General features: G+C 49.3%; 26 protein-coding genes. 4 read left to right on the top strand and 22 right to left on the bottom strand.

Annotation, left to right across the window (positions count from 1 at the left end; translation table 11 throughout):
- Positions 1–7: 7 nt before the first annotated feature.
- Positions 8–913, bottom strand: a complete 906-nt coding sequence (gene gspC / locus D3795_RS11250; RefSeq protein WP_156268800.1) for a type II secretion system protein GspC — start codon at positions 911–913, stop codon at positions 8–10.
- A gap of 150 nt (positions 914–1063) precedes the next feature.
- Between gspC and hslO the strand changes: the two genes are divergently transcribed.
- Together hslO and D3795_RS11240 are read left to right on the top strand one after the other, a co-directional pair.
- Entirely contained in the window at positions 1064–1912 is an 849-nt protein-coding gene (gene hslO / locus D3795_RS11245; RefSeq protein WP_156268798.1) for an Hsp33 family molecular chaperone HslO, read from the top strand.
- A 3-nt stretch (positions 1913–1915) separates the two neighbouring features.
- Positions 1916–2293: an RNA-binding S4 domain-containing protein gene (locus D3795_RS11240; RefSeq protein ID WP_156268796.1), complete on the top strand. Its 378-nt coding sequence runs from the start codon at positions 1916–1918 to the stop codon at positions 2291–2293.
- Between the two features lie 234 nt (positions 2294–2527).
- Here the strand turns inward: D3795_RS11240 and der are convergent, their stop codons facing one another.
- The 9 genes from der to ndk all read right to left on the bottom strand — a co-directional run bounded on the left by der (position 2528) and on the right by ndk (position 12144).
- Positions 2528–4126, bottom strand: a complete 1599-nt coding sequence (der, locus tag D3795_RS11235) for a ribosome biogenesis GTPase Der (protein ID WP_156268794.1) — start codon at positions 4124–4126, stop codon at positions 2528–2530.
- A 6-nt stretch (positions 4127–4132) separates the two neighbouring features.
- Positions 4133–5320: an outer membrane protein assembly factor BamB gene (bamB, locus tag D3795_RS11230; RefSeq protein ID WP_156268792.1), complete on the bottom strand. Its 1188-nt coding sequence runs from the start codon at positions 5318–5320 to the stop codon at positions 4133–4135.
- Entirely contained in the window at positions 5317–5922 is a 606-nt protein-coding gene (locus tag D3795_RS11225; protein ID WP_156268790.1) for a YfgM family protein, read from the bottom strand. The genes bamB and D3795_RS11225 overlap by 4 nt, the downstream gene beginning before the upstream one ends.
- 40 nt (positions 5923–5962) lie before the next feature.
- Positions 5963–7213, bottom strand: coding sequence for a histidine--tRNA ligase (hisS, locus tag D3795_RS11220; protein WP_156268788.1), 1251 nt, complete (start codon positions 7211–7213; stop codon positions 5963–5965).
- A gap of 77 nt (positions 7214–7290) precedes the next feature.
- On the bottom strand, positions 7291–8400 hold the full coding sequence (ispG, locus tag D3795_RS11215; protein ID WP_156268786.1) for a flavodoxin-dependent (E)-4-hydroxy-3-methylbut-2-enyl-diphosphate synthase: 1110 nt from the start codon (positions 8398–8400) through the stop codon (positions 7291–7293).
- 90 nt (positions 8401–8490) lie between these two features.
- Positions 8491–9573 carry a RodZ domain-containing protein gene (locus D3795_RS11210; RefSeq protein ID WP_156268784.1) on the bottom strand — a complete coding sequence of 361 codons (1083 nt, stop codon included), beginning with the start codon at positions 9571–9573 and terminating at the stop codon, positions 8491–8493.
- Between the two features lie 9 nt (positions 9574–9582).
- A complete protein-coding gene (pilW, locus tag D3795_RS11205) occupies positions 9583–10350 on the bottom strand; it encodes a type IV pilus biogenesis/stability protein PilW (RefSeq protein ID WP_156268782.1) in 768 nt (255 codons plus the stop codon).
- Between the two features lie 108 nt (positions 10351–10458).
- Positions 10459–11592: a bifunctional tRNA (adenosine(37)-C2)-methyltransferase TrmG/ribosomal RNA large subunit methyltransferase RlmN gene (locus D3795_RS11200; protein ID WP_092856278.1), complete on the bottom strand. Its 1134-nt coding sequence runs from the start codon at positions 11590–11592 to the stop codon at positions 10459–10461.
- A gap of 120 nt (positions 11593–11712) precedes the next feature.
- Positions 11713–12144, bottom strand: a complete 432-nt coding sequence (ndk, locus tag D3795_RS11195) for a nucleoside-diphosphate kinase (RefSeq protein WP_156268780.1) — start codon at positions 12142–12144, stop codon at positions 11713–11715.
- Between the two features lie 186 nt (positions 12145–12330).
- On the opposite strand from ndk, the gene msrA reads away from it, so the two are divergent.
- Positions 12331–12864 carry a peptide-methionine (S)-S-oxide reductase MsrA gene (msrA, locus tag D3795_RS11190; protein ID WP_156268778.1) on the top strand — a complete coding sequence of 178 codons (534 nt, stop codon included), beginning with the start codon at positions 12331–12333 and terminating at the stop codon, positions 12862–12864.
- Positions 12865–12909: 45 nt separating this feature from the next.
- Here msrA and D3795_RS11185 read toward each other — a convergent pair whose 3' ends face one another.
- From D3795_RS11185 to suhB, 11 genes are all read right to left on the bottom strand, one after another.
- Positions 12910–14112 carry a type II toxin-antitoxin system HipA family toxin gene (locus tag D3795_RS11185; RefSeq protein WP_156268776.1) on the bottom strand — a complete coding sequence of 401 codons (1203 nt, stop codon included), beginning with the start codon at positions 14110–14112 and terminating at the stop codon, positions 12910–12912.
- Positions 14102–14389: a helix-turn-helix domain-containing protein gene (locus tag D3795_RS11180; protein ID WP_156268774.1), complete on the bottom strand. Its 288-nt coding sequence runs from the start codon at positions 14387–14389 to the stop codon at positions 14102–14104. The genes D3795_RS11185 and D3795_RS11180 overlap by 11 nt, the downstream gene beginning before the upstream one ends.
- Positions 14390–14503: 114 nt before the next feature.
- Positions 14504–14842: an ISC system 2Fe-2S type ferredoxin gene (gene fdx, locus D3795_RS11175; protein WP_156268773.1), complete on the bottom strand. Its 339-nt coding sequence runs from the start codon at positions 14840–14842 to the stop codon at positions 14504–14506.
- 15 nt (positions 14843–14857) lie between these two features.
- Positions 14858–16756, bottom strand: a complete 1899-nt coding sequence (gene hscA, locus D3795_RS11170) for a Fe-S protein assembly chaperone HscA (protein ID WP_156268771.1) — start codon at positions 16754–16756, stop codon at positions 14858–14860.
- 98 nt (positions 16757–16854) lie between these two features.
- Positions 16855–17355, bottom strand: a complete 501-nt coding sequence (hscB, locus tag D3795_RS11165; RefSeq protein WP_156268769.1) for a co-chaperone HscB — start codon at positions 17353–17355, stop codon at positions 16855–16857.
- Positions 17356–17365: 10 nt separating this feature from the next.
- Complete coding sequence (gene iscA / locus D3795_RS11160) at positions 17366–17689, bottom strand: iron-sulfur cluster assembly protein IscA (RefSeq protein ID WP_092856297.1); 324 nt, start codon at positions 17687–17689, stop codon at positions 17366–17368.
- A 12-nt stretch (positions 17690–17701) separates the two neighbouring features.
- A complete protein-coding gene (gene iscU, locus D3795_RS11155) occupies positions 17702–18085 on the bottom strand; it encodes a Fe-S cluster assembly scaffold IscU (RefSeq protein ID WP_130202585.1) in 384 nt (127 codons plus the stop codon).
- A gap of 15 nt (positions 18086–18100) precedes the next feature.
- Positions 18101–19315, bottom strand: coding sequence for an IscS subfamily cysteine desulfurase (locus tag D3795_RS11150; RefSeq protein WP_156268767.1), 1215 nt, complete (start codon positions 19313–19315; stop codon positions 18101–18103).
- A gap of 25 nt (positions 19316–19340) precedes the next feature.
- On the bottom strand, positions 19341–19823 hold the full coding sequence (iscR, locus tag D3795_RS11145) for a Fe-S cluster assembly transcriptional regulator IscR (RefSeq protein ID WP_126759446.1): 483 nt from the start codon (positions 19821–19823) through the stop codon (positions 19341–19343).
- Positions 19824–20047: 224 nt separating this feature from the next.
- The gene (trmJ, locus tag D3795_RS11140; RefSeq protein ID WP_156268765.1) at positions 20048–20764 is read right to left on the bottom strand and encodes a tRNA (cytosine(32)/uridine(32)-2'-O)-methyltransferase TrmJ; all 717 of its coding nucleotides are present in this window, start codon (positions 20762–20764) and stop codon (positions 20048–20050) included.
- Between the two features lie 162 nt (positions 20765–20926).
- Positions 20927–21727, bottom strand: coding sequence for an inositol-1-monophosphatase (gene suhB, locus D3795_RS11135; protein ID WP_156268763.1), 801 nt, complete (start codon positions 21725–21727; stop codon positions 20927–20929).
- A gap of 171 nt (positions 21728–21898) precedes the next feature.
- Here suhB and D3795_RS11130 point away from each other — a divergent pair, with 171 nt between their 5' ends.
- The gene (locus D3795_RS11130) at positions 21899–22066 is read left to right on the top strand and encodes a DUF3545 family protein (RefSeq protein ID WP_092856309.1); all 168 of its coding nucleotides are present in this window, start codon (positions 21899–21901) and stop codon (positions 22064–22066) included.
- A gap of 82 nt (positions 22067–22148) precedes the next feature.
- Here the strand turns inward: D3795_RS11130 and ung are convergent, their stop codons facing one another.
- Positions 22149–22814, bottom strand: a complete 666-nt coding sequence (gene ung / locus D3795_RS11125; protein WP_156268761.1) for a uracil-DNA glycosylase — start codon at positions 22812–22814, stop codon at positions 22149–22151.
- Positions 22815–22890: the final 76 nt, after the last annotated feature.

Here is a 22890-nt window from a genome sequence, read left to right as displayed (position 1 = left end):
TTATCCCTTAATTCCCTTGATCTTGGTCTTGCACGACTTCGCTAGGAAGGTCTCGAATATCGAGTTGCAAGTCGACCGATTCATTGCCGCGTAGCACAGTGACTGTGGCTTGTGTCATATCACCGAGTTCGCTGGTGATTTTCATCGCGGTACTTATATTCGTTAAATCTTGCCCATTAATCGCGACGGCTAAATCGCCGTCACGAAAACCTGCTTGGCGGAACAGTTCAGGATTTTTACCGGCACTTAATCGATAGCCTCGTATGCCACTTCCGCCCCGTACAGGAGTAATTTGAATAAATTCGAGAAGACTTTCAGGGTTGACATCTGACGCGGTGATTTGGGTATCGCTGGTACTGCGACTTGGGCTTGAACCACCCTCGCGTACAGCACGGCCAGACGTACGAACCACGTTGCCAGTCATGTTCGCCATGGTTAACGACAGCCCTTCACTGAGCTCGCCAATGCCTTCTAACTCGAGCGTTTCAAGGCGACCGTTATTATCCAGAATTACCCGATCAGCATAGATTTCTTTAATAATAACTTGGGTACCTTCCAGCTTGTCACCCATCACGTAGACTTCTTGCTTGCCGCTGCGTTCAATAATTGCAGCGGAGCGTTCAGGCACGTTTGATGCAGACACACCTAACAAGCGGATATTCAGCGATGTTTTTGGCGCATTCGATGCTGCTTGTGGTGTTGCTTCTGAGGCGGCACCAAATAAATCGAGCGCAACAATAGAACGCGCTGAGTACGATGACTCAGCACTTTGTGTGGTAACTTGAATCGGTCCCGAAGGCACCTCGCTGGCAGGCGTAATTAGCTGCCAGGTTAGTTGCGCGCCCAACCATACTGCCGCTACTGCGCAAACCGCAGTAATTATTGCGTTGACGTGCGTGTTCTGTATCTGCATGGGTTAATACTACGCTTTCGTTATAATTATGTGACATGTGCGTCTTTTGGTCATTCTAGCCTTACTATACACAAGAGAACAGATCAAATTCGAGGATTCTGGTATAATGCCGCCACTTTTTTACACAAGTATGACAGACGTATTATCACCATGAGCAAAAACGATACCCATTACCCGACCGATAAGCTGTTGCGCTATACGTTTTTAGAGCAAGACGTGCGTGGCGAACTCGTGCAATTGAGCACCAGTTATCAACGCATGATTCTAGGACACGATTACCCAGCGCCAGTTCAACGCTTGTTGGGTGAATTAATGGCTGCCGCTTCTTTATTAACCGCAACCTTGAAGTTTGAAGGCCATATTTCTGTTCAAATTCAAGGCGATGGTCCGGTGAATTTCGTGGCTGTTAATGGTTCGCATCATCAAGAACTACGCGGTATTGCCCGCGTGCGCTCAGAAATTGCTGATGACATGAACGACCTACGTACCTTGATGGGCGCCAAAGCCGTGATGGTGATTACATTGACGCCTCTTGAAGGTGAGCGTTATCAGGGCGTCGTCAGCGCTGATAACCTATCGATTGCCGGTGTGGTTGAAGATTACTTTATGCAATCGGAACAGTTACGCACGCGTATTTGGCTATTTGCTGACGGTGAGCACGCTGCTGGAATGATGCTGCAGGTGATGCCTGCAGCAGGCACGACCTTGGAAGCCTTCGAGCACCTTGAGCACTTAACCGACACCATTAGCGCAGTTGAATTATTTACTTTGCCAGGCGAGCAAGTACTACATCGCTTGTACCATGAAGAGCATGTTGAGTTGTACCCCGCTCAGCCGGTTAGCTTCAAGTGCGGCTGCTCACGCGAAGGCACGCTGGAAGCGTTAGCGTCTGTATCACCGGAAGAGCTGCGCGAAATCATTGCCGAAGAAGGCGCCGTGGTGATGACCTGCGACTACTGCCAAACCCAGTATCGCTTCACCGAAAGCGACCTCGCCTGACCCATGGACGCTGTACGTATCGACAAATGGCTTTGGGCCGCTCGTTTTTACAAGACCCGCTCGCTTGCGCGCCAAGTCGTGCAAGCGGGCAAAGTCACCGTTGACGGCCAGCGATGCAAACCCTCGAAAACTATTAACGTCGGACAAATTGTCAAAGCTCCACGGGGCCATGATATCTACGAAGTGGAAGTTTTAGGTTTGAGCGAAAACCGCCTCAGCGCGCCGTTGGCTCAAGAAATTTACCGTGAAACGGCCGACTCCATTGCACGCCGCGAGAAGGAGGCCGAACTACGCAAAATGAATGCGTTGTATAACCCTCACCCCGATCACAAACCCGACAAAAAAGAACGCCGCGAGCTCATCAAGTTCAAAAACCGTTAGATACACGCGCTCGCCGTGTCGGCGTTCCGAATATTCCCAGTATCCCAAGTAACAGTAAATTTACTCCCGTTACTATGGCAACCCTATTTTTTTTGAATGTTCAGTTGCATCAAAAAAGTTACAAAAACAGCCCCTCTAAATGTAACTTTTTTGATGCAACTGAACACATGTTTTAAAGATGGGTAACACATACATAGTCCACAAAACTCAGGGGTTCTATGTATGCTATTCGGGCTACTTTTTCTTCTTTAGGAACTTCATGAGGCGCTTGCGCTTGCGGGTTTGCGAGAGCGTGAGCTGGTTTTTGCGACCGGCGTATGGGTTGACGGATTCGCGGAATTCGATTTTGATGGGGGTGCCCATCACGCCTAATGATTTACGGAAGTAATTCATCAGATAGCGTTTGTACGAGCCTGGTAGCGAGTCAACTTGGTTGCCGTGAATAATGACGCGTGGCGGGTTGTAGCCGCCGGCGTGGGCGTACTTGAGTTTGACGCGGCGTCCGCTCACCAATGGTGGTTGATGATCTTCTACTGCGGTTTCCAAAATACGCGTTAATTTGGCGGTGCCAACACGCGCCGATGCTGAGGCATAAGCTTCAAGCACCGATTCGAACAAATTACCAACGCCACTGCCGTGCAGGGCTGAGATAAAGTGTACGCGAGCGAAATCGACAAAGCCTAAGCGGCGATCGAGTTCGCGTTTAATTTCTTCGCGGTGATCATGCGACAAGCCATCCCATTTGTTGACGGCGATGACGATTGAACGGCCAGCGTTCAAAGCGAAACCAATCAGGTTTAGGTCTTGATCGGAGACGGTTTCGCGCGCATCAATAACGGCGATGACCACGTTCGCATCTTCAATCGCTTGCAGGGTTTTAATCACCGAGAATTTTTCGACAGTTTCGTCGATACGACCACGGCGACGCACACCAGCGGTGTCGATTAGGATGTATTGGCGACCTTCGCGCTCCATTGGAATATAAATTGAATCACGGGTGGTGCCTGGCATGTCGTATACCACTACCCGTTCTTCACCAAGAATGCGGTTGGTCAGCGTTGACTTGCCCACGTTCGGGCGGCCGACAATGGCGAGTTTTAATGGCAGTGCGTCGTAATCAATTTCGTCGTGGCTACGATCACCGAGTTGGCCAATGATATTGCCTTCGTGATCGATGATGTTGCCATCGGCGTCGACAATGTTGCCGTCGGCGTCGTAGACGTTGCCGTCCTCGTCGGGTTCGACAATTTCACCTTCGGCATTGACTAGATTGCCTTCGGCGTCGAGATTAACGACTTCGTCACCCGTCGTGGAACGACGGGCTACGACACCTGGATATTCTTCTAACAGCGGGTCAAAACATTCTTGTAGCAATTGTTCGACGCCACGGCCGTGTGCGGCGGCAATACCGTGCACGTCGCCTAAGCCAAGTTCGAAGAAGTCAGCGCGGGCAGCGTTGGAATCAATACCATCGATTTTATTGGCGACCACGTAAGCCTTTTTGCCAAGGCGGCGCAAATGCGCAGCGATGCCCATGTCGGCAGCAGTAATACCATCGCGTGCGTCAACCATGAACAGCACCACGTCTGCTTCATCAATGGCGCGCAATGACTGCGATGCCATTTCAGCATCAATGCCTTCTTCGTCACCGTGAACACCAGCGGTGTCGATGACAATAAATTGGTAACCGTCGTAGTTGGCCTGGCCGTATTTTCTGTCTCGCGTTAAGCCAGGAAAGTCTGCAACCAAGGCGTCCCGAGTACGGGTAAGCCGATTAAACAAGGTTGATTTGCCCACATTCGGGCGCCCTACCAGGGCAACTACGGGTAACATATCGTGTTAAATCCTTACCGCGAGTAAACTGCCGTCGCGTAACTGAACATAAAGGGTGTCGTCAACCACAATTGGTGCGGTGTAGACGTCGTCACCCACTTCTAAACGACCTTCCGTGACGCCGCTTAGTAAATTAATAAAGTGCAAATATCCAAAGCGATCGCCAACCACAATGTAGTCACCGAAACGCACAGGCGATGTCACATGACGGCCGTTGTAGTCGTTATTCGACCACATTTCGACACCGCCTTGAGCATCAAGCGCCGACACCGCGTCATCAGCGTCAGTCACGAACAAGCGACCGCCTGCAAATAACACGTTTTGATACGACGAATAATCACGACGCCAAGCAATTTCACCGGTGTTCGCTTCAATAGCTGCCAACGCACCGTTGTACGCAACGTTGTAAACAAAGCGGCCAGCTAAAACTGGGCGTGAGTCAACATCAACTAAACGCTGTAACTCAGTGGTACCACTAGGGATAGCTAAACGCGCTTCCCACGCTGGTTGGCCATTCTCAGCAATGAGTACAATCACTTTACCGGTTGAGGTACCAACGAAGATACCGCCCTGCTCGTACACGGGTGACGAGGTGCCACGCAATGACAACGCTGGGGTTTCGCTAACATGCTTCCATAGCTCTTCGCCGGTTTCTTCATTGAGTGCAATCACTTCACCGGTGGAACCTTTTACGACAACGAAACCACCGCCAATAGCCGGGTCTGACATGATTTCTGAGCGGACTACTTGGTGCCATTTCACGCTGCCGTCAGCGGCATTGATGGCTACCACGTCGCCGTTTTCGCTACCGAGGTAGATCACGCCATTCGAGGCTGCCAAGCCGCCTGCAATACGCATTGGTTCGCCGGCGCTCCACCATGAGCTTTTTTCTAAATCTAACACGCTGCGTAAATCAACACGCCACAATGAGTCACCATTGCCGCGGTTAAACGCTTCGACCACACCACGGCGGTCTGCAGCGATGATGCTGTCACCAACCACAACTGGGTTTAAGTGTGAAAAGTAACCATCGATGCCGTCGCCGACACTGGTTTCCCACACAACTTGAGGGGTAATTTTCACATCAAAGCTTTGTAGCTCTTTGTACGTAATTTCTTCGGTGCTAAACAACGAACAACCACTCACAAAGAGGGTTGCAAGCGCTGCAAGACCTAAGTTTTTTGCTTGTTTCATGAACCCGCCACAATGCTGTTGAGTTTGATCTCGGCGATGCCTTGTGCACCAGCGTCGAGAGCGGCTTGATAGGCTGCACGTGCACCGGCGTTATCGCCTTGAGCTAACAAGATGTCGCCTTTCAGCTCAGCAGCTTGTGCTTTAAATGCTTCAACGGTTGCGGCGGCTTCTGCAGCAGCTAACGCGGCGTCGTATTGCTCTTGTGCCAGCAAGATACGTGCTTGACGAATATCTGCCACAGCACGTAAAGCCGGTTGCGCGTTGTCGCGTACGGTTTGTAATGCGCTGACTGCAGTCGCGTAGTCGTTGCTTTCTACAGCATGTTTAGCAAGTTCCAATGCAGCTAAAAGCGCATAGGTGCTGTCGCTTGAGCTAACAAACTCTTGTGCCGCAGCAGTACTATTTTCTTGATTGGCTTCAAGTTGTACGAGAATGCTTTCGAACTTTTCAGAAGCTGCTTCTTGGTCAGCGCGCACTTGGGCGTCGTAGTAGCGCCAGCCGTAGAAAAGCGCAAAACCAACGACGAGGCCGGCAACGATGCCTTTGCCGTGTTCGTTCCAAAACTGTTTAATTCGTTCGACTTGTTGTTCTTCAGTTTCCATTTTTAAAACCTCAAATGCATTATTCGTTGTTCGTTAATCGTTATTCGTGAAACGATAGCTCGTCGATGCTGTTAAGCACAATAGCGTCGGTGGTGCGGTCGCGCAGGTGCTTTAGTTCGAAATCGGTGTCGCGGACAAGCAAGGCGTAGGTGGCGCCTGACTTGTCAGCTTTTGCCAACTTCTTCTTCATGTTCTGGGTGCCGCTGTGCAATTGTACTTTGAGTTGCGGCTTGGCACTTCGAATTTGTTCGGCAACGGCTGGGGCGATTAGTTCCGCCGCTTCAGTTGCTGCAATCACGTAAATATCAATAGCTTGCTCTGGTGGAATTTTGCCTTGCGACTCCAACAACAAGACCAAGCGTTCCATGCCCATAGCAAAGCCTACAGCTGGCGTTGGTTTACCGCCAAGCTGCTCAACCAAACCGTCGTATCGGCCACCGGCACAAACCGTGCCTTGCGCGCCAAGTTCAGTGGTGACCCACTCAAACACGGTACGGTTGTAGTAATCGAGACCACGGACTAAACGTTCGTTCAATACGTACTTAATACCCGCCGCATCGAGACGTTTGCATAAGCCATTAAAATGCTCGCGCGATTCGTCGTCCCAATATTCCGATAACTTTGGTGCATCAGCAAGTACCGCTTGGGTTTCCGGCGATTTGCTATCGAGCACACGCAACACGTTGGTATCTAAACGACGCTTGGAGTCTTCGTCCAGCTTATCTTCATGAGCACGCAAAAATTCACGTAACGCGTCACGATATCGCGCCCGCGCTTCGTTCGATGCTAATGAATTGAGTTGTAATTCGACTTGTTCGCTAATACCAAATGCCTGCCACAAACGAGCTGACAGCAAAATCACTTCAGCATCAATGTCTGGTGTATCCATACCAAACGCCTCAATACCAAACTGATGAAACTGGCGATAGCGACCTTTTTGCGGGCGTTCATGACGGAACATTGGACCCAAGTACCATAAACGCTGGGTTTGGTTATATAGCAAGCCGTGCTCGTTACCGGCGCGCACACAGCTGGCGGTGCCTTCCGGGCGCAAGGTTAAGCTGTCACCGTTGCGATCATCGAAAGTGTACATCTCTTTTTCGACGATATCGGTCACTTCACCAATGGAGCGCTTGAACAGGTCGGTGCTTTCGAGTACCGGCATGCGAATTTCTTGGTAGGTATATTGGGCTGCCACCTGACGAATCACACCTTCAACGTATTGCCACGCTGGGGTTTGATTCGGCAGGATGTCGTTCATGCCGCGAATTGCTTGTATATTTTTTGCCACGTTCGAGTTCTTTTCTGCTTAGGGTCTACTTAAGACGGAAATTTATTACGAAAAATGGCGCATAGTATACCGCAGCTTTACGCTTGCTTCACGGGAATCTGTTCAGCTTCTAGACGTTTTACTTGGTCGCGGATACGTTTTTCGAGCTCATCGACCAAATCGGCGTTGTCGAGACGGTCTTTTTGGCGCTCGCCATTGAGGTAAAAACCACTTTTGTTCTTCGCGCCAGCCAAGCCAACATGAGAAATTAAAGCTTCGCCTGGGCCGTTTACCACACAACCGATAATCGACACGTCCATTGGTGTAGTGATGTCTTCAAGGCGTTGCTCGAGCGCATTCACGGTACCAATCACGTCAAATTCTTGGCGGGAACAGCTTGGGCAAGCGATAAAATTGATGCCGCGGCTGCGAATACGCAGTGATTTTAAAATATCAAAGCCAACTTTCACTTCTTCCACTGGGTCGGCTGCCAGTGAAATACGCAACGTATCGCCAATACCTTCGGCTAACAGCATGCCAAGGCCAATCGATGATTTTACTGAGCCACTACGTAAGCCACCTGCTTCAGTGATACCTAAGTGCAATGGTTGTTCGATTTGTTTCGCCAGTAAACGGTACGATTCAACCGCCAAGAATACATCGGAAGCTTTCACGCTCACTTTGAAGTCATGGAAATTTAGGCGGTCAAGAATATCCACATGACGCATGGCAGATTCAACCAATGCGGCTGGTGTAGGCTCGCCGTATTTTTCTTGCAAATCTTTTTCAAGCGAGCCGCCATTGACTCCAATACGAATAGGAATACCACGATCACGCGCAGCATCAACCACTGCACGAATACGTTGCTCGTTACCGATGTTGCCTGGGTTAATTCGCAGGCAGTCGACACCGTATTCCGCTACTTTCAAGGCAATGCGATAGTCAAAGTGAATATCGGCCACCAGTGGAATTGGACTTTGCTGCTTGATGAATTTGAATGCTTCGGCGGCATCCATCGTCGGCACACTCACCCGCACCAAGTCAGCACCGGCATTGGCAATGGCTTGAATCTGTTTCACCGTGGCGGCCACGTCAGTGGTCTCGGTGTTGGTCATCGATTGCACGGCTATCGGTGCGCTATCACCAATCGGCACGTTACCTACGTAGATACGGCGAGAAGGTCGACGTTTGATGGGGTTTAAATGCATAAATTCGTTACTCGTTATTCGTTAATCGTTATTCGTGGTTGGTTTTAATTTTTTCGAGTAACCAATAACGAATAACCATTAACGCTTTTATCAGTTCAAGGTCATGGTTACGCTGCGGTTGCGGCGATAATTGCTCAAATCAACCGGTTCTCCATTATACGTCAATTCGACGAATTCTGGCTTGCATAAAATGATATCAAATGGCGGCTCGCCCGTCAGCGGCATTCTGTAACCCGCTTCTTTGACGCCAATGGCGATATCGGTGCCGGTGCCATCAGTGACTTTGATCCAGCAAGCGCCACTGAATTCCATGACGAGACTCGCTTGGTTGGCGGCGACAGGTTCAGTAACGGTTGGGGCTTCACGGCTGGTGTCGGCAACAACCTGATTATTATCGGTACTAGCCGAGCGACTGTCGGTGCGGGTAGTTGGCTCTGGCTCTTCGGTGACAACGGGCGATTCTTGCGAGTTATCTGCGCCCGTTACAATCGGGCTGCTGGTGTTCTTGCTGGCGTTGTCGGCTGTTGTTTCGGTTGCGTCAACGCTGCCTGAGGTAGTGCCTGAATCATTTCCGCTATCATCCACGGTGTTCGATTGCATCGTGTTGTTCGAGCTTTGCAACTGCTCGCGCACTTGCGTTTCGGTTCGACGCGTTGGCTGACGTTCGGTGATTTGTTGGCTGGCACCGTTATTGCCGTTGCCGTCTGCAAACATATTGCCAGCATTGCTATCTTGCCACCACCACACCACGGCCATCGCAATGACAACGGCAATAATTAAGTAGCTAATTAGCATCAAGCGGTTATCGTTGCGTTCGCGTACTTTGCGCTTCGAGAAACTCTGCATAGTGATAGTGCTTGGCACCACCTGGCCGAAGCCCATTTTTCTGTAGGCTTCAAACACTCGTGCTTCGTCAACTTCAAGCGCTTTACTGAGCGAGCGCAAATAACCACGCACGTAGGTTGGCGACGATAACTGGTCGTAATCATCGGCTTCCATGTATTCAACAACAACCTTACGCAGGCGTAAGTTATCTGCTACCTGTTGCGTACTTAAGCCTTTTGCTTCACGTGCTTCGCGAAAAATTTGACCGGGCGTTTCGCCAGTATACGGCTCTGGCTGTGGCTCAGCCGGCTCTGCATTTTCTTCAAATAAGTCTTTATCTTGTGCCATGGGGTATCGCTATTTGATAAGTTTGAGATAATCAGTCGCTTGCTGCGATGCAGGAAAGCGCTGTACCAGCAGATCGCCAAATTGCTGCCGTTTATTCTTCTGGTTCTGGGCATGGGCTAACTGCACTTCTAACCACAAGTATTGCGCCGATAATTGGGGGTAATTACTGCGGCGTTCTATCATGGTTGCTGCCTTGTCGTAGCGTTTTTGCTGCATTAACAAGGAGGCGTAATTTTCAAGTATGTTGACGCCGCCACCACTGTGGTTCAACGCCAATTCGTAATAGCGATCAGCGTTTGCTAGGTCACCCTGCTCGGCTGCACAGCGCGCGGCATTTTCATAAGTGCTGGCAACTTTCACGTAACCAGGTTGCGCAACCGCCTTGCGGAACATTTGGTCGGCGTCATTATAGCGTTGCTGACCACACAGTAGCACGCCGAGATTGTTATAGTTATCGCCATCTTTGGGTTTTAAATCAATGGCTTTTCGGTAGTGCGCTTCGGCGCTTTTGAAATCGCGAACTTGCTGATAGTAGTAAGCAAGGCCAGTGTAGACGTCGGCATTTTCGGGAGTATATTCGCGAGCGCGCTCTAAATTTGCTTTCGCTTGCTCGAAGTTACCACTGCGTAAATACTGCAAACCCAAGGCAAGCCGCGTACGCGCCGCCTCTTGTGCATTGAATTGTTGAGCAGGTTGTTGCTTACCATCAACCGTGCGCTGACTGACACACCCAGTCGTGACGAGCGCGGTAAACAGCACAAGCAATAGTATCCGCATGAAAATCCCCCTGTAAAGAAAGCTATCTTAACCTTTATCAGCGGTAGATCAAGCGATGCGGCGTCAAAGCCGTGTTAAGTTTGTCTTAAGTAGGGATTTTGAGTGCGATTAAACCGCTTTCACTTGAATTCCATCACCACCGCGCTGTGCTTGCTGCTTCTTCAGAATGCGCTTGGTACGGTCAATGACATCCCCCACCAGCTGACCGCATGCGGCGTCAATGTCGTCACCACGAGTGCGTCGAACCACCACAATGTAGCCTTTTTCCATCAGCACTTTGGCGAATCGGTCGATGCGTGAATTGCTCGAACGACCATAGTCTGAACCTGGGAATGGATTAAACGGAATGAGGTTGATCTTGCACGGCGTATCTTTGAGAAGCTCTGCAAGTTCGGCGGCTTGTTCCATTGAGTCATTGATATGATCAAGCATCACGTACTCAATGGTGATGTTTTTATTGGCTTTGCTGCCGTCGATATAATCGCGGCTCGCTTTTAAGAATTCTTGAATGTTGTACTTCTTATTGATTGGCACAATTTCATTACGCAACTCATCGTTCGGCGCGTGAAGTGAAATGGCGAGGGCAACATCAATTTCTTCTTTCAGCTTGTAAAGCGCCGGTACAACGCCTGAGGTGCTGAGCGTGACGCGACGTTTGGATAAACCAAAGGCATTGTCATCTAGCATCAGATCCATTGCTGGTACCACGTTGTTCAGGTTGAGCAACGGTTCGCCCATGCCCATCATCACCACGTTGGTAACGGCTTTCACGCCGGTGTCGCCAAAGGCGCCGAGCAATTTGTTCACGCGCCATACTTGGCCGATAATTTCCGCAACCTTGAGGTTGCGGTTAAAGCCTTGCTGCGCGGTTGAACAGAACGTGCACTCCAGTGCACAACCCACCTGCGAGCTCACGCATAAGGTGGCACGATCACGATCTGGAATCCATACGGTTTCCACATCCTGACCATCGAATAAGGTCATTGCGAACTTAATGGTGCCGTCTGATGATTGCTGTTGCATACGCACTTCAGGCGCCCGAATCTCGGCCACCTGCTTGAGCTTCTCTCGTAAGACCTTGTTGAGGTTGGTCATTTGATCGAAGTCGTCGACGCAATAGTGATAAACCCACTTCATGACCTGGTCGGCGCGAAATGGTTTTTCACCCAACTCTTTGAAGAACGCGCGCATACCTTCGCGGTTCAAGTCGAGTAAGTTCACTTTTTTGTCTACAGCATTCATATAAAACCTTAACGGCGTTGTTCGTTACTGGTTATTCGTTATTGGTTATTCGTTATTCGTAGTCGGGCTTAACGACAAGCGAAGCGCTCGACTAACGAATAACGAGTAACGCTTTTGCTTTTAGCGGGTGCGGGCGCAGAGTTCTTCTTCAGTGAAGAAGTATGCAATTTCGCGAGCCGCTGATTCTAACGCGTCAGAACCGTGAACTGCATTCTCATCAATAGATACAGCATAGTCTGCGCGCAAAGTTCCTGCCAATGCGTCAGTTGGGTTAGTTGCACCCATGATGTCGCGGTGACGTTTTACTGCGTCTTCGCCTTCCAATACTTGCACCATGATTGGGCCAGAAGTCATGAAGTCAACCAATGCGCGGAAGAATGGACGCTCTTTGTGTTCAGCGTAGAAGCCTTCTGCTTGCTCGGTGCTCAAGTGCATCATTTTCGCTGCAACAATACGGAAACCCGCAGTTTCGAAGCGGTTGTAGATAGCGCCAATGACGTTTTTGCCAACTGCGTCTGGCTTGATGATTGATAAAGTGCGCTCTAAAGCCATGATTTTCTCCAATCGAGTTTTTAAAGTTAAAGGTTGCCTAAGTTTAAGTCGCGCGGATTATACATAAAACCTATGACAAGCGAAAGGAGGGGGGCAGTCCAAGGACTGCCCCCCTCCTCTTGCGCTTTGGGTGGAACGGGCGTAAAGTGTGGGCATCTAGACGTCCATATAATTAATGAGGTAGTTATGACGCAACAAATTACATTAGGTGGCGGTTGCTTTTGGTGTCTTGAAGGCGCCTTTAAGCAGGTTCGCGGCGTACTGAAAGTTCAGTCAGGTTACGCTGGTGGTCATAAAGCCGAACCGACATACGAAGAAGTGTGCAAGGGCGATACGGGTCACGCTGAAGTGATTCAGATTACGTTTGACCCGGTTGCTCTGAGCGTACGTGAAATTTATGAGATCTTTTTTGCTCTGCATGATCCAACTCAGGTGAACCGTCAAGGCAACGACATTGGTACGCAATATCGCACCTCGATTTTCTATCAAACCGACGAGCAAAGACGTTTGGCGGAAGAGATTATTGCTGAAATGGAGCGCGAGCAAACGTGGGATGCGCCGATTGTGACGACTATTGAGGCGCTGGAGAAATTCTGGCCAGCTGAGGAATATCACGAGAATTACGTGGAACGCAATCCTGAAAACGCCTACTGCCAGGCGGTAGTACACCCGAAATTGGCGAAATTTAAACGTACATTTGCCGAGAAACTCGACGGCTAAAAAGGTGGGGTGCAGTCCTTGGACTGCACCCCTCTTATTCCCTGTTTATGCAATAATGCTACGGAGGATTTCAATGTCGCCATCACCGACACCGTGGCGTCGGAAGTAAATTGGCCATTCTGCTATTAGCTCTTGTACTTCGTTTATGACTGCTCGCGCTTTGTATGGCTGCAGCCCAAATCGACGTGACTGCGACATTAAGTTTCCCACAGTGCCGGCACGCCCATCATCGCCAATTCCTAATCCATGCTCCTTGCTATTACTAATCGGAAGCACATCATAAGCAGGTGCTAATCGCCAATACCGTTCTTGTAAATGCCACAACATGGCATGATTTCGAGCATGGTCGTCGGTATTACCAATCAGTACGTTAAACACCATACGTTTGAATAACTCGGGGGCATCGTCGGCCGAAGCACTGTGTTTACGCAATAACTCGGCCAGTGCGCCATAAGAGTACCAACTTCGCAGCGCTGTCTCATTCACATGGTCATTCATCAAGAGTGCGTTTGCACTGATAAAATGATGCGATACCGATTCGATAACACCGTCGAAATGCCTATCGAAACGCTTCACCATCAACGCATCCTCTTCACCTTCAAGCAAACGTACATCCGCAGTGCGTACCCCCTCGAGCTCGGTTAGCATCTGCATGGTGGCGTATTCGACGCGAGCGACATTATACAGATCGTCGGCTCGGTTAAACTTCAATAAATACGTTTGATGGTTATCAACTAACAAGGTTTTCGGACGCGCCCCCCCCATTGAGTCACCGAACTGGAATGCTTTTTTAACCTCGACACTGACATTCTCTGAGTTGAGAATGGCTCTTTTCCCACGTAGTAGTAAGTCCAAATCATCCAGCGTATTGCGAGATTGTTTTGCCTTAGCTTTGGTGCGCGACAAACTAAAGCTAATAGCACCAACGCCCATAGTGGCGCCAGCAATCAAAAACTCAAGTTCGTTTTGCGGTTTGGTTTTACGCAATTGCAGAATCAGTTTACGACCCCAAGCATCCGCTCCGGCATCGCTTAACACCCCGAAGATGCCCTTATTGAGTTTGGTGGTAAAAATTTCTTGGCTAAGTGGTAGGTGTATCGGATCGAGCGGAAAGGCATCATCACGCGATAGATAGGATTTCCCGTAACGCAGCTGCCCGACTTTGCGTGCGATATCGTAACGAAATTTCGCACAAATGACTGGCTCGTCTTCTAAGCCTTCAATGAATATATAGGCTTCAGAAATCATTGGAGAAATCCTCAACCGGTTTACGGCGCTTGCGCTCTGGTGCGTCGGCCACGCGCGCAAGCTGCTCATCAACGACGTCTGTAAACTCCCCCAATAAACCGAGGAGTTCAAGAGCCGAAACAAGAGTCATTGCATTCACGCCCTGCCCGTTTTCCATACGGTACACGGTATTCACACCACAGCCCAAACGCTTCGCGAACTCTTCTTGGTCCATGGTTTGTGTGCGGTGCTTTTTGATCAGTTCGCCGACTGCTTGCAGGAATAGCTCGGAATTCATAAACCACCAAATATCATCGATAAATAGCTAATAAATGAATTATGGTGGATAAACTGAGTTTGTGCAAGTTTTGAGCAGGAGGTGGGGTGCAGTCCTTGGACTGCACCTCTCTTATTAATGGTTTTCTTTGGCGTGGTTAATGCTGTACTTCGGTATTTCAACAACGAGATCTTCGCCATCTACGCGCGCTTGGCAGCTCAGACGTGAATCAGGGTCAAGGCCCCAGGCTTTGTCGAGCATATCGTCTTCGTTTTCTTCAATTTCGTTCAACGAATCCATGCCTTCGCGGATGTACACGTGGCAAGTGGTGCAGGCGCACACTTTTTCGCAGGCATGTTCAATGCCGATGCCGTTGCGTAAAGCAACGTCTAGTACGCTTTCACCTTCAGCGGCGTCGAGCGCAGCGCCTTCAGGACATAATTCTTCGTGCGGTAAAAAAATAATTTTCGGCATAAAAACCTCGTTACTCTACAATTCGTCGACTTTGCTGCCGGAGAGAGCTTTGCGAATGCTCTCGTCCATGCGGCGGGCAGCGAAATCATCGCTAGCTTTATCGACGGCTTCAATGGCCTTTTCAATGACGTCGGTATCGGTACCGTTGCGAGCAATGCGCAAGGCGTCCATGGCGTCATCTAATATTGTGCGTTCTTGTTCATTTAACAAGGCGCCGTCAGCCGCTAATGCGCTGCTTAGGGCTTCTAACACGCGGTCGGCTTCTACTTGCTGTTCACGTAGCATACGCGCAGCCATGTCTTCTTTGGCGTTGGTCATGGACGACTGAATCATTTTGGTGATGTCATCATCGCCTAAGCCGTATGATGGTTTCACTTGCACCGACGCAGTGACGCCGCTCGATTTTTCCATAGCGGTGACACTGAGCAAACCGTCGGCGTCCACTTGGAATGTTACACGAATGTGTGCGGCTCCAGCTGCCATTGGCGGAATGTCGGTTAATACGAAACGCGCCAAGCTGCGGCAATCATCAACTAACTCACGCTCGCCCTGCACCACGTGGATCATCATGGCGGTTTGGCCATCTTTGAAGGTGGTAAATTCTTGAGCTTTGGCCACCGGAATCGTCGTATTTCGCGCGACGACTTTTTCGACCAAGCCGCCCATGGTTTCAAGGCCTAGTGATAATGGAATCACATCGAGTAACAACATGTCAGAATCTGGCTTGTTGCCGGCTAAGATATCGGCTTGTACTGCGGCACCAATCGCCACGACTTGATCGGGGTCGATGGAGGTTAATGGCTCGCGACCGAAAAATTCGCCAACTGCTTCGCGAATGCGTGGCACGCGGGTTGAACCGCCAACCATGACGACATCAAGGATTTCATCGGCGCTGACGTCGGCATCTTTTAGGGCGCGACGGCAGGCTGAAAGCGTACGGCGTACTAATGGCTCAATGAGCTCATTAAATTTTGCAAGAGACAGTGCAACGGCTGTTTTCGATTCGATACCGTTGACCGGCTCGATATTAACGGCTTCGCCACCCGGCGTGGAACGCCGGGCTACGTCCGTCAATTGCTCTTTGGCGGCTTTGGCGGCGTTGACGAGGTCGCGCTCGGTGCGAGCGTCAACGTTGTCTGGTAACTGCCATTCTTGCTTGAGCCAGTTGACGATGAGTTGGTCGAAGTCATCACCGCCGAGGGCACTATCACCACCGGTTGCCAGAACTTCAAACACACCACCCTGTAGACGAAGAATAGAGATATCGAAGGTGCCGCCACCTAAATCGTATACGGCAATCAAGCCTTCGCGGCCAGAGTCAAGACCGTACGCGACTGCCGCAGCAGTCGGTTCATTTAATAAGCGTAATACTTTCAGGCCAGCTAGCTGAGCGGCGTCTTTCGTACTTTGGCGCTGTGCGTCATCAAAATACGCCGGCACCGTAATGACCACACCGGTTAACTCGCCACCTAACGACGCTTCAGCGCGAGCCGCTAACGTACGTAAGATATCAGCTGATACTTCCACAGCATTCTTCTCACCAGCTGCAGTATGGAATACCGGCACACCATTATCGGTTTCGCTCATACGATACGGTAGATTTGAGAAGTTTTTCTGCACGTCGGCAATGGTGCGGCCAATAAAACGCTTCACCGAAACAATGGTGTTCTCGGTATCAATATTCTTATCTGCGTGTTTGGCTAGTGCTTCATGTCCGGTAAGTACTTCATTAGCGCCGTAATAAACAACCGATGGCAAAATGGCGCGGTCTTGCTCGTCACGCAACACCTTCGCTTCACCGCTACGCACGGTCGCCACCAATGAGTTAGTGGTGCCGAGGTCGATGCCGGCAGCGAGTCGATGTTGGTGGGGCGCGGTGCTTTGGCCCGGCTCCGCAATTTGTAATAAAGCCATTTAAAACCTCTATTTCGTTGTTCGTTATTCGTTAATCGTTATTCGAAAAACCTAAACAAAACTTCGAGTAACCAATAACCAATAACGAATAACGCTTTTTAATTCAGTTTGTCTTCAAGCTGTTCGAGCTCGTGATGCAGTTTGTGCATAAACTTCAACTTACGCACCGTATTTGCTGCCTCATCATTGGCATCACTATTCAGCTGCTGTTCAAGCTCTGATTGCAAATCACGCATCTGCTCTTGCAAATCTTTGTAGGCCGCGTCAAGCGAATCAAAATCATCAACTTCTTCAATGCGCTCGCGCCATTCCATTTGCGCCATGAGAAACTCAGGGTCTTGCAAGGTGGTTTGCTCATGGGCGAGTTCAATGCCACGTAGCTCGAGTAAATACTCAGCGCGCGACAGCGGTGAACGCAAGGTTTGATACGCATCATTAAGTTGGGAAGTACGTTGTACCGCCATCAACTTATCGCGCTCGCTGCCGTTGGCAAAACGATCGGGATGCATGGTTTGTTGTAGTTTTCGGTAGCGCTGTTGTAATTCCGCCGCATCCAAATTGAATGCGGCGGGCATATCAAACAGTTCAAAATGATTCATTTTTTACCTGTTAAACGTTGAAGCTCTCGCCGCAACCACATTCGCCTTTGGCGTTCGGATTACGGAATTCGAAGCCTTCGTTTAGGCCTTCTTTGACGAAGTCGATTTCGGTGCCATCGAGATAAACCAAGCTCTTGCCATCTATGACAATGTTCACGCCTTTGTCTTCAATGATGGTGTCGGTATCGTCGACTTCATCAACAAATTCCATCACGTAGGCAAGGCCGGAGCATCCGGTGGTTTTTACACCTAAGCGGATACCAACACCTTTACCGCGTTGTTCCAGAAACGAACGGGCACGCTGCGCCGCTGCTTCAGTTATGGTAATTGCCATTTGCTAACCTAATTAACCTGCGTGTTTCTTTTTGTAGTCTGCAATTGCTGCTTTAATTGCGTCTTCAGCCAAAATTGAACAGTGAATTTTCACTGGTGGCAACGCTAATTCTTCAGCAATTTGCGTATTTTTCAGTTGCTCAGCTTCGGCAATAGATTTGCCTTTCACCCATTCGGTGACTAGCGAGCTTGACGCAATAGCAGAACCACAGCCGTAGGTTTTAAACTTCGCATCTTCAATGATGCCGTCGTCGTTGATTTTCAACTGTAACTTCATCACGTCACCACATGCTGGTGCGCCGACCATACCAGTTGCAATAGACGGATCGTTTTTGTCGAATGCGCCTACGTTGCGCGGGTTTTCATAATGGTCGATTACTTTTTCGCTGTATGCCATACCGTGTTACCTCTCTTAGTGTGCCACCCATTCGACCTTGGTAAGGTCGACGCCGTCTTTGTACATTTCCCAAAGGGGTGACATGTCGCGTAGACGACCAATTGAATTGTTAATTTGTTTAATGGCGTAGTCGACTTCTTCTTCGGTGGTGAAACGACCGAAGCTGAAGCGAATTGAGCTATGAGCCAATTCGTCGTTGCGGCCTAATGCACGTAATACGTACGAAGGTTCAAGGCTTGCAGATGTACAAGCTGAACCTGACGATACCGCTAAGTCTTTCAACGCCATAATCAAGCTTTCGCCTTCTACGAAGTTGAAGCTGATGTTAAAGATGTGTGGCACCGCGTGCTCTTGGTTACCGTTCACATATACTTCTTCAATATCTTTGACACCGTTCCACAAACGGTCGTGCAACATTTTGAAGCGCTCACGCTCAGCGGCCATTTCTTCTTTCGCAATACGCGCCGCTTCGCCGAAGCCTACTAATTGATGCGTTGCCAATGTGCCAGAACGCATACCACGCTCATGACCACCGCCGTGCATTTGTGCGTTTAAGCGTACCCGTGGCTTACGGCGAACATACAATGCGCCAACGCCTTTCGGGCCATACATTTTGTGAGCTGAGATGCTAAACAAATCAACCGGAAGCTTTTCCATATCCACATCAATTTTTCCGCAGCTTTGTGCGCCGTCTACGTGGAAGATGGTTTTGTTCGCGCGACACAAGTTACCGATAGTTTCGAGATCTTGAATCACACCAATTTCGTTGTTCACGTGCATCACGCTAACTAATACTGTGTCTTCGCGCAGTGCTGCTTTGAATGCGTCGATGTTGATTAATCCATCTTCTTGCACGTCAAGGTAAGTTACTTCGAAGCCTTCACGCTCCATTTGACGGCAAGTATCAAGCACTGCTTTGTGCTCTGTTTTCACCGTGATGATGTGCTTACCTTTTTTGCTGTAAAACTCAGCTGCACCTTTAATAGCCAGGTTGTCTGACTCGGTTGCGCCCGAGGTAAATACGATTTCGCGCGGGTCAGCGTTGATGAGTTCTGCCACTTGGTTACGGGCAATATCAACCGCTTCTTCGGCTTGCCAACCAAAGCGATGCGAGCGTGACGCAGGGTTACCGAACTGACCATCTGGGGTCAGAAACTGCATCATTTTTTCAGCAACACGCGGATCAACTGGGGTGGTTGCTGCATAATCGAAATAAATCGGTAATTTCATCAAGCTACTCCTCTTGCCAGACTGCTTACTGGCTCAATGCAATTTGGTTTTCGCGTTTTTTCTGGTCGGAAATAATCTTATTTTGGCGTAATGCCACTTGTGCAATGTCTTCTTGCTTGACCAGCTCGGCTAACGTGATGCCAGCCAGAAAATCTTCAATACGTTCGCTTAAGTCGGTCCATAACGAGTGCGTTAGGCAACGACTTCCGCCTTGGCAACCGCCCTTTCCTTGGCAACGCGTGGCGTCAATGCTTTCATCCACCGCTTGAATGACAGCACTAATTGAAATTTGATGGGCTTCTAGGCCTAATCGATAACCGCCGCCTGGTCCGCGCACACTGCTTACCAGACCCTGTTTACGCAAACGCGCAAATAATTGTTCAAGATAACTCAAGGAAATACCTTGGCGTTCGGAAATATCCGCCAGTGGTACTGGACCCTGTTCTGTATGCAATGCAACGTCAATCATTGCGGTTACGGCGTAGCGGCCTTTTGAGGTTAAACGCATAGCGGTGTTGCCTCCATTTAGTTAGGCCTCAATTTTGCCATTCCCGACTATTTTAGTCAAGTATTCTTAAGAGCCGTTATTCGTTGCTCGTTATTCGTTATTCGTTGTCCCTCTCGCTCGTTAATACAGTTGAAAGCTATCACTTTTTTCTGTGCGGCGATTTTGGTCATTCGTATAAATGCGCCTCGAATGACGAATAACCAATAACGAGCAACGAATAACGATTAACGAATTTTCTTGTCGATTGAGGTCAGGATGCCGCGCAGAATATTAAGCTCGGCAGATTCCGGACGCGCACGATTAAACAAACGGCGTAGCTTCGCCATCACTTGGCCTGGATGGTTTTTGATGATGAAGCCGGTTTCGCCCAAGGTTTCTTCTAAATGCACGTAGAAACGCTCGAGATCTTCAGCAAGTGGGTACTCACTTTGCTCGCGCTCAGGGTGAGCGTCTGCTTCTAAGAATTGCATACGTACTTCGTAAGCCAGTGTTTGCACCGCCATTGCTAAATTTAACGAGCTGTAATCAGGGTTCGAAGGAATATGTACATGATGCGTGCATTGCTGCAATTCTTCGTTGGTCAGGCCACTACTCTCACGGCCAAACACCATAGCAACCGGATAGTTCGGTGCTTCTGCCAAGACTTTCGCTGCCGCTTCGCGCGGGCCTAACAACGGCCAGTCTAAGGTACGATTGCGGGCACTGGTGCCAACCACCAAACCACAATCACCGATGGCTTCGCTCAAGGTGGATACGATTTTCGCGTTGTACAACACATCAGTAGCACCGGCTGCGAGTGCCGATGCATGACTGTCTGGTTCCTGCACAGGATCAACCAGATACAGTTCGCTCAGCCCCATGGTTTTCATGGCGCGGGCTACTGAGCCGATGTTGCCGGTGTGGCTGGTGTTGACTAAAACAATTCGAATTCTTTCCAGCATGGTTTAAACCTTTAACTGCGTTGTTCGTTATTGGTTATTCGTTATTCGTGGCTTCTTTTGCTGTTACGCGCAGCTCCGAATTTTGCTCCGGTGCTGCGCGGAATTCTTGGCTATTCGCTACCGCCGTCAACAAATAACCAATAACGAATAACGAGTAACGTTTTACTTCAAGCTTTCAGGTAAGTGCGGGCGCGCTTTGGTTAGCAAATGCTGCACTACCTTCGGATTACCTGCTACCACGTGACCGTTGCGCATAAAGCCATGACCGCCAGCGAAATCTGTGACGATACCGCCCGCTTCACGCACGATTAATTGACCGCCTGCAATATCCCATGGTTTGAGGCTGAATTCCCAGAAACCATCGATACGGCCGGTAGCAACATATGCAAGGTCTAGAGCTGCAGAGCCGTCACGACGCATATCAGCTGTGTGTTCGAATAACGCTGCAAACACCGCGAGATAATCTTTGGTCATGTCTTTACGTTTGAATGGGAAACCGGTGGCTAGTAAAGCACCGTTCAAGTCGCGTTGTTTGGTTACGCGTAAACGCTTGCCGTTTAGCTGTGCACCTTGGCCTTTGGTTGCGGTAAATAGTTCTTCGCGCAGCGGATCATAAACGACGGCTGCGTGCACAACACCTTTAAATAGGTAAGCGATAGATACGGCAAAATGAGGAATACCGCGCAGGTAATTGGTGGTACCGTCAAGTGGGTCAATAATCCACTGATGGTCGCTGTCTTTGCCAACCACTTCACCACTTTCTTCTGCTAAGAAAGAGTGATCTGGGTAGGCTTTTTGAATGGTGCGAATGATGGCACTTTCAGCCGATTTATCAATTTCGGTGACGAAATCGTTTTGGCTTTTCGTTTGAACGTTAAGGTCAACTTCTACGCCAAAGTTTTTGACTAAAATTTTACCGGCCGCACGCGCTGCGCGCACCGCTATGTTTAACATCGGATGCATACCAATTACCTGTGCTGTGAAAGAACAATTTTGTGGGCGCGGATTATACGTAGAATGAGGCAGTTAAGCAAGTGTTCACTTTTCAAACAGCTCGTGTTATAACCATGTTGCGCTATGCAAAAAAACAGGCACAAAATTAGAACAACAACACAATAAAAGCCGGAGGATCCAATGGATCATTCAGAAGAGCTAAAGCAAGTTGAATCTAAGTCTAGCAAGAAAGCAGCCCCTCGTAAGTGGCGTGAAATTGAGATGCTGAAAGAAAAGTATCGGTTACGCGACGAACTCCAAGATATCGATTTTGAATTCGATGCCGAACTCGACGAATTAGACCTGTAAAAGCGTTGTTCGTTACTCGTTATTGGTTATTCGATAAACCAAAAGCGAAAATCGAGACCCTCGAATAACGAGTAACGAATAACTAAAAACGAATAACGCTTTTGCCTTGCTGCGTGAGCAGTTGGTTGGTTTGGCGGAAGTGGCCAGCGGTGAGAAAGCCGCGATGCGCCGATAACGGCGACGGATGCACCGTCTCTAAAACATGATGGCGCTTGCGATTAATCAACGCGCCTTTCTTTTGTGCATGCGCACCCCACAACAAGAACACGATACCTTCGCAATGCTGGTTAATTTGTTCAACCACTTTATCGGTGAAAGTTTCCCATCCCCAACTTGCATGTGAGTGAGCTTTGCCCTGCTCCACCGTCAACACCGTATTTAACAGCAGCACGCCTTGCTGCGCCCAGTGTTCTAAATTACCTGACTCAGGTATCTGAAAATCAGGATAATCGTGCTGAATGGCTTTGAAGATATTACGCAGTGACGGCGGGTGCTTCACCCCAGCTGGTACTGAAAAACATAAGCCATGAGCTTGGCCTGGGCCGTGATATGGGTCTTGACCGAGTATCACAACCTTCAAATCAGCTAGCGCAGTCAGTTTAAATGCCTGAAATACCTGGTCGCTTGGTGGATAAATTTGTTTACCCGCATTGCGTTCGCACTGTACCCGCTGCATGAGCTCAAGAAAATACGGTTGATTCTTTTCATCGCCGAGCAGGTCGCTCCAGCTGAATGCCTGTGCTGTCATTTATGGGCTAACCTTTGTATTATTGTGCCACTATCTACTCGATATCCTAACATCGAGATGAATTGTGATACCAACA

This window comes from Pseudidiomarina andamanensis, assembly GCF_009734345.1.
GTDB lineage: Bacteria > Pseudomonadota > Gammaproteobacteria > Enterobacterales > Alteromonadaceae > Pseudidiomarina > Pseudidiomarina andamanensis.
Note: the sequence above shows the minus strand (reverse complement) of the source record. Positions and strands in the feature narration are given on the sequence as shown.

Excerpts from the sequence above, each read along its gene's own strand:
- trmJ (WP_156268765.1), bottom strand. The coding sequence starts at position 20,764 with ATGCTGGAAAGAATTCGAATTGTTTTAGTCAACACCAGCCACACCGGC.
- pilW (WP_156268782.1), bottom strand. The coding sequence starts at position 10,350 with ATGCGGATACTATTGCTTGTGCTGTTTACCGCGCTCGTCACGACTGGG.
- ung (WP_156268761.1), bottom strand. The coding sequence starts at position 22,814 with ATGACAGCACAGGCATTCAGCTGGAGCGACCTGCTCGGCGATGAAAAG.
- der (WP_156268794.1), bottom strand. The coding sequence starts at position 4,126 with ATGTTACCCGTAGTTGCCCTGGTAGGGCGCCCGAATGTGGGCAAATCA.
- D3795_RS11185 (WP_156268776.1), bottom strand. The coding sequence starts at position 14,112 with ATGATTTCTGAAGCCTATATATTCATTGAAGGCTTAGAAGACGAGCCA.
- D3795_RS11130 (WP_092856309.1), top strand. The coding sequence starts at position 21,899 with ATGGATCATTCAGAAGAGCTAAAGCAAGTTGAATCTAAGTCTAGCAAG.
- hslO (WP_156268798.1), top strand. The coding sequence starts at position 1,064 with ATGAGCAAAAACGATACCCATTACCCGACCGATAAGCTGTTGCGCTAT.
- bamB (WP_156268792.1), bottom strand. The coding sequence starts at position 5,320 with ATGAAACAAGCAAAAAACTTAGGTCTTGCAGCGCTTGCAACCCTCTTT.
- D3795_RS11180 (WP_156268774.1), bottom strand. The coding sequence starts at position 14,389 with ATGAATTCCGAGCTATTCCTGCAAGCAGTCGGCGAACTGATCAAAAAG.
- fdx (WP_156268773.1), bottom strand. The coding sequence starts at position 14,842 with ATGCCGAAAATTATTTTTTTACCGCACGAAGAATTATGTCCTGAAGGC.
- D3795_RS11200 (WP_092856278.1), bottom strand. The coding sequence starts at position 11,592 with ATGAATGCTGTAGACAAAAAAGTGAACTTACTCGACTTGAACCGCGAA.
- hscB (WP_156268769.1), bottom strand. The coding sequence starts at position 17,355 with ATGAATCATTTTGAACTGTTTGATATGCCCGCCGCATTCAATTTGGAT.
- suhB (WP_156268763.1), bottom strand. The coding sequence starts at position 21,727 with ATGCATCCGATGTTAAACATAGCGGTGCGCGCAGCGCGTGCGGCCGGT.
- D3795_RS11210 (WP_156268784.1), bottom strand. The coding sequence starts at position 9,573 with ATGGCACAAGATAAAGACTTATTTGAAGAAAATGCAGAGCCGGCTGAG.
- D3795_RS11225 (WP_156268790.1), bottom strand. The coding sequence starts at position 5,922 with ATGGAAACTGAAGAACAACAAGTCGAACGAATTAAACAGTTTTGGAAC.
- ndk (WP_156268780.1), bottom strand. The coding sequence starts at position 12,144 with ATGGCTTTAGAGCGCACTTTATCAATCATCAAGCCAGACGCAGTTGGC.
- iscU (WP_130202585.1), bottom strand. The coding sequence starts at position 18,085 with ATGGCATACAGCGAAAAAGTAATCGACCATTATGAAAACCCGCGCAAC.
- iscA (WP_092856297.1), bottom strand. The coding sequence starts at position 17,689 with ATGGCAATTACCATAACTGAAGCAGCGGCGCAGCGTGCCCGTTCGTTT.
- D3795_RS11150 (WP_156268767.1), bottom strand. The coding sequence starts at position 19,315 with ATGAAATTACCGATTTATTTCGATTATGCAGCAACCACCCCAGTTGAT.
- hscA (WP_156268771.1), bottom strand. The coding sequence starts at position 16,756 with ATGGCTTTATTACAAATTGCGGAGCCGGGCCAAAGCACCGCGCCCCAC.
- msrA (WP_156268778.1), top strand. The coding sequence starts at position 12,331 with ATGACGCAACAAATTACATTAGGTGGCGGTTGCTTTTGGTGTCTTGAA.
- iscR (WP_126759446.1), bottom strand. The coding sequence starts at position 19,823 with ATGCGTTTAACCTCAAAAGGCCGCTACGCCGTAACCGCAATGATTGAC.
- D3795_RS11240 (WP_156268796.1), top strand. The coding sequence starts at position 1,916 with ATGGACGCTGTACGTATCGACAAATGGCTTTGGGCCGCTCGTTTTTAC.
- gspC (WP_156268800.1), bottom strand. The coding sequence starts at position 913 with ATGCAGATACAGAACACGCACGTCAACGCAATAATTACTGCGGTTTGC.
- ispG (WP_156268786.1), bottom strand. The coding sequence starts at position 8,400 with ATGCATTTAAACCCCATCAAACGTCGACCTTCTCGCCGTATCTACGTA.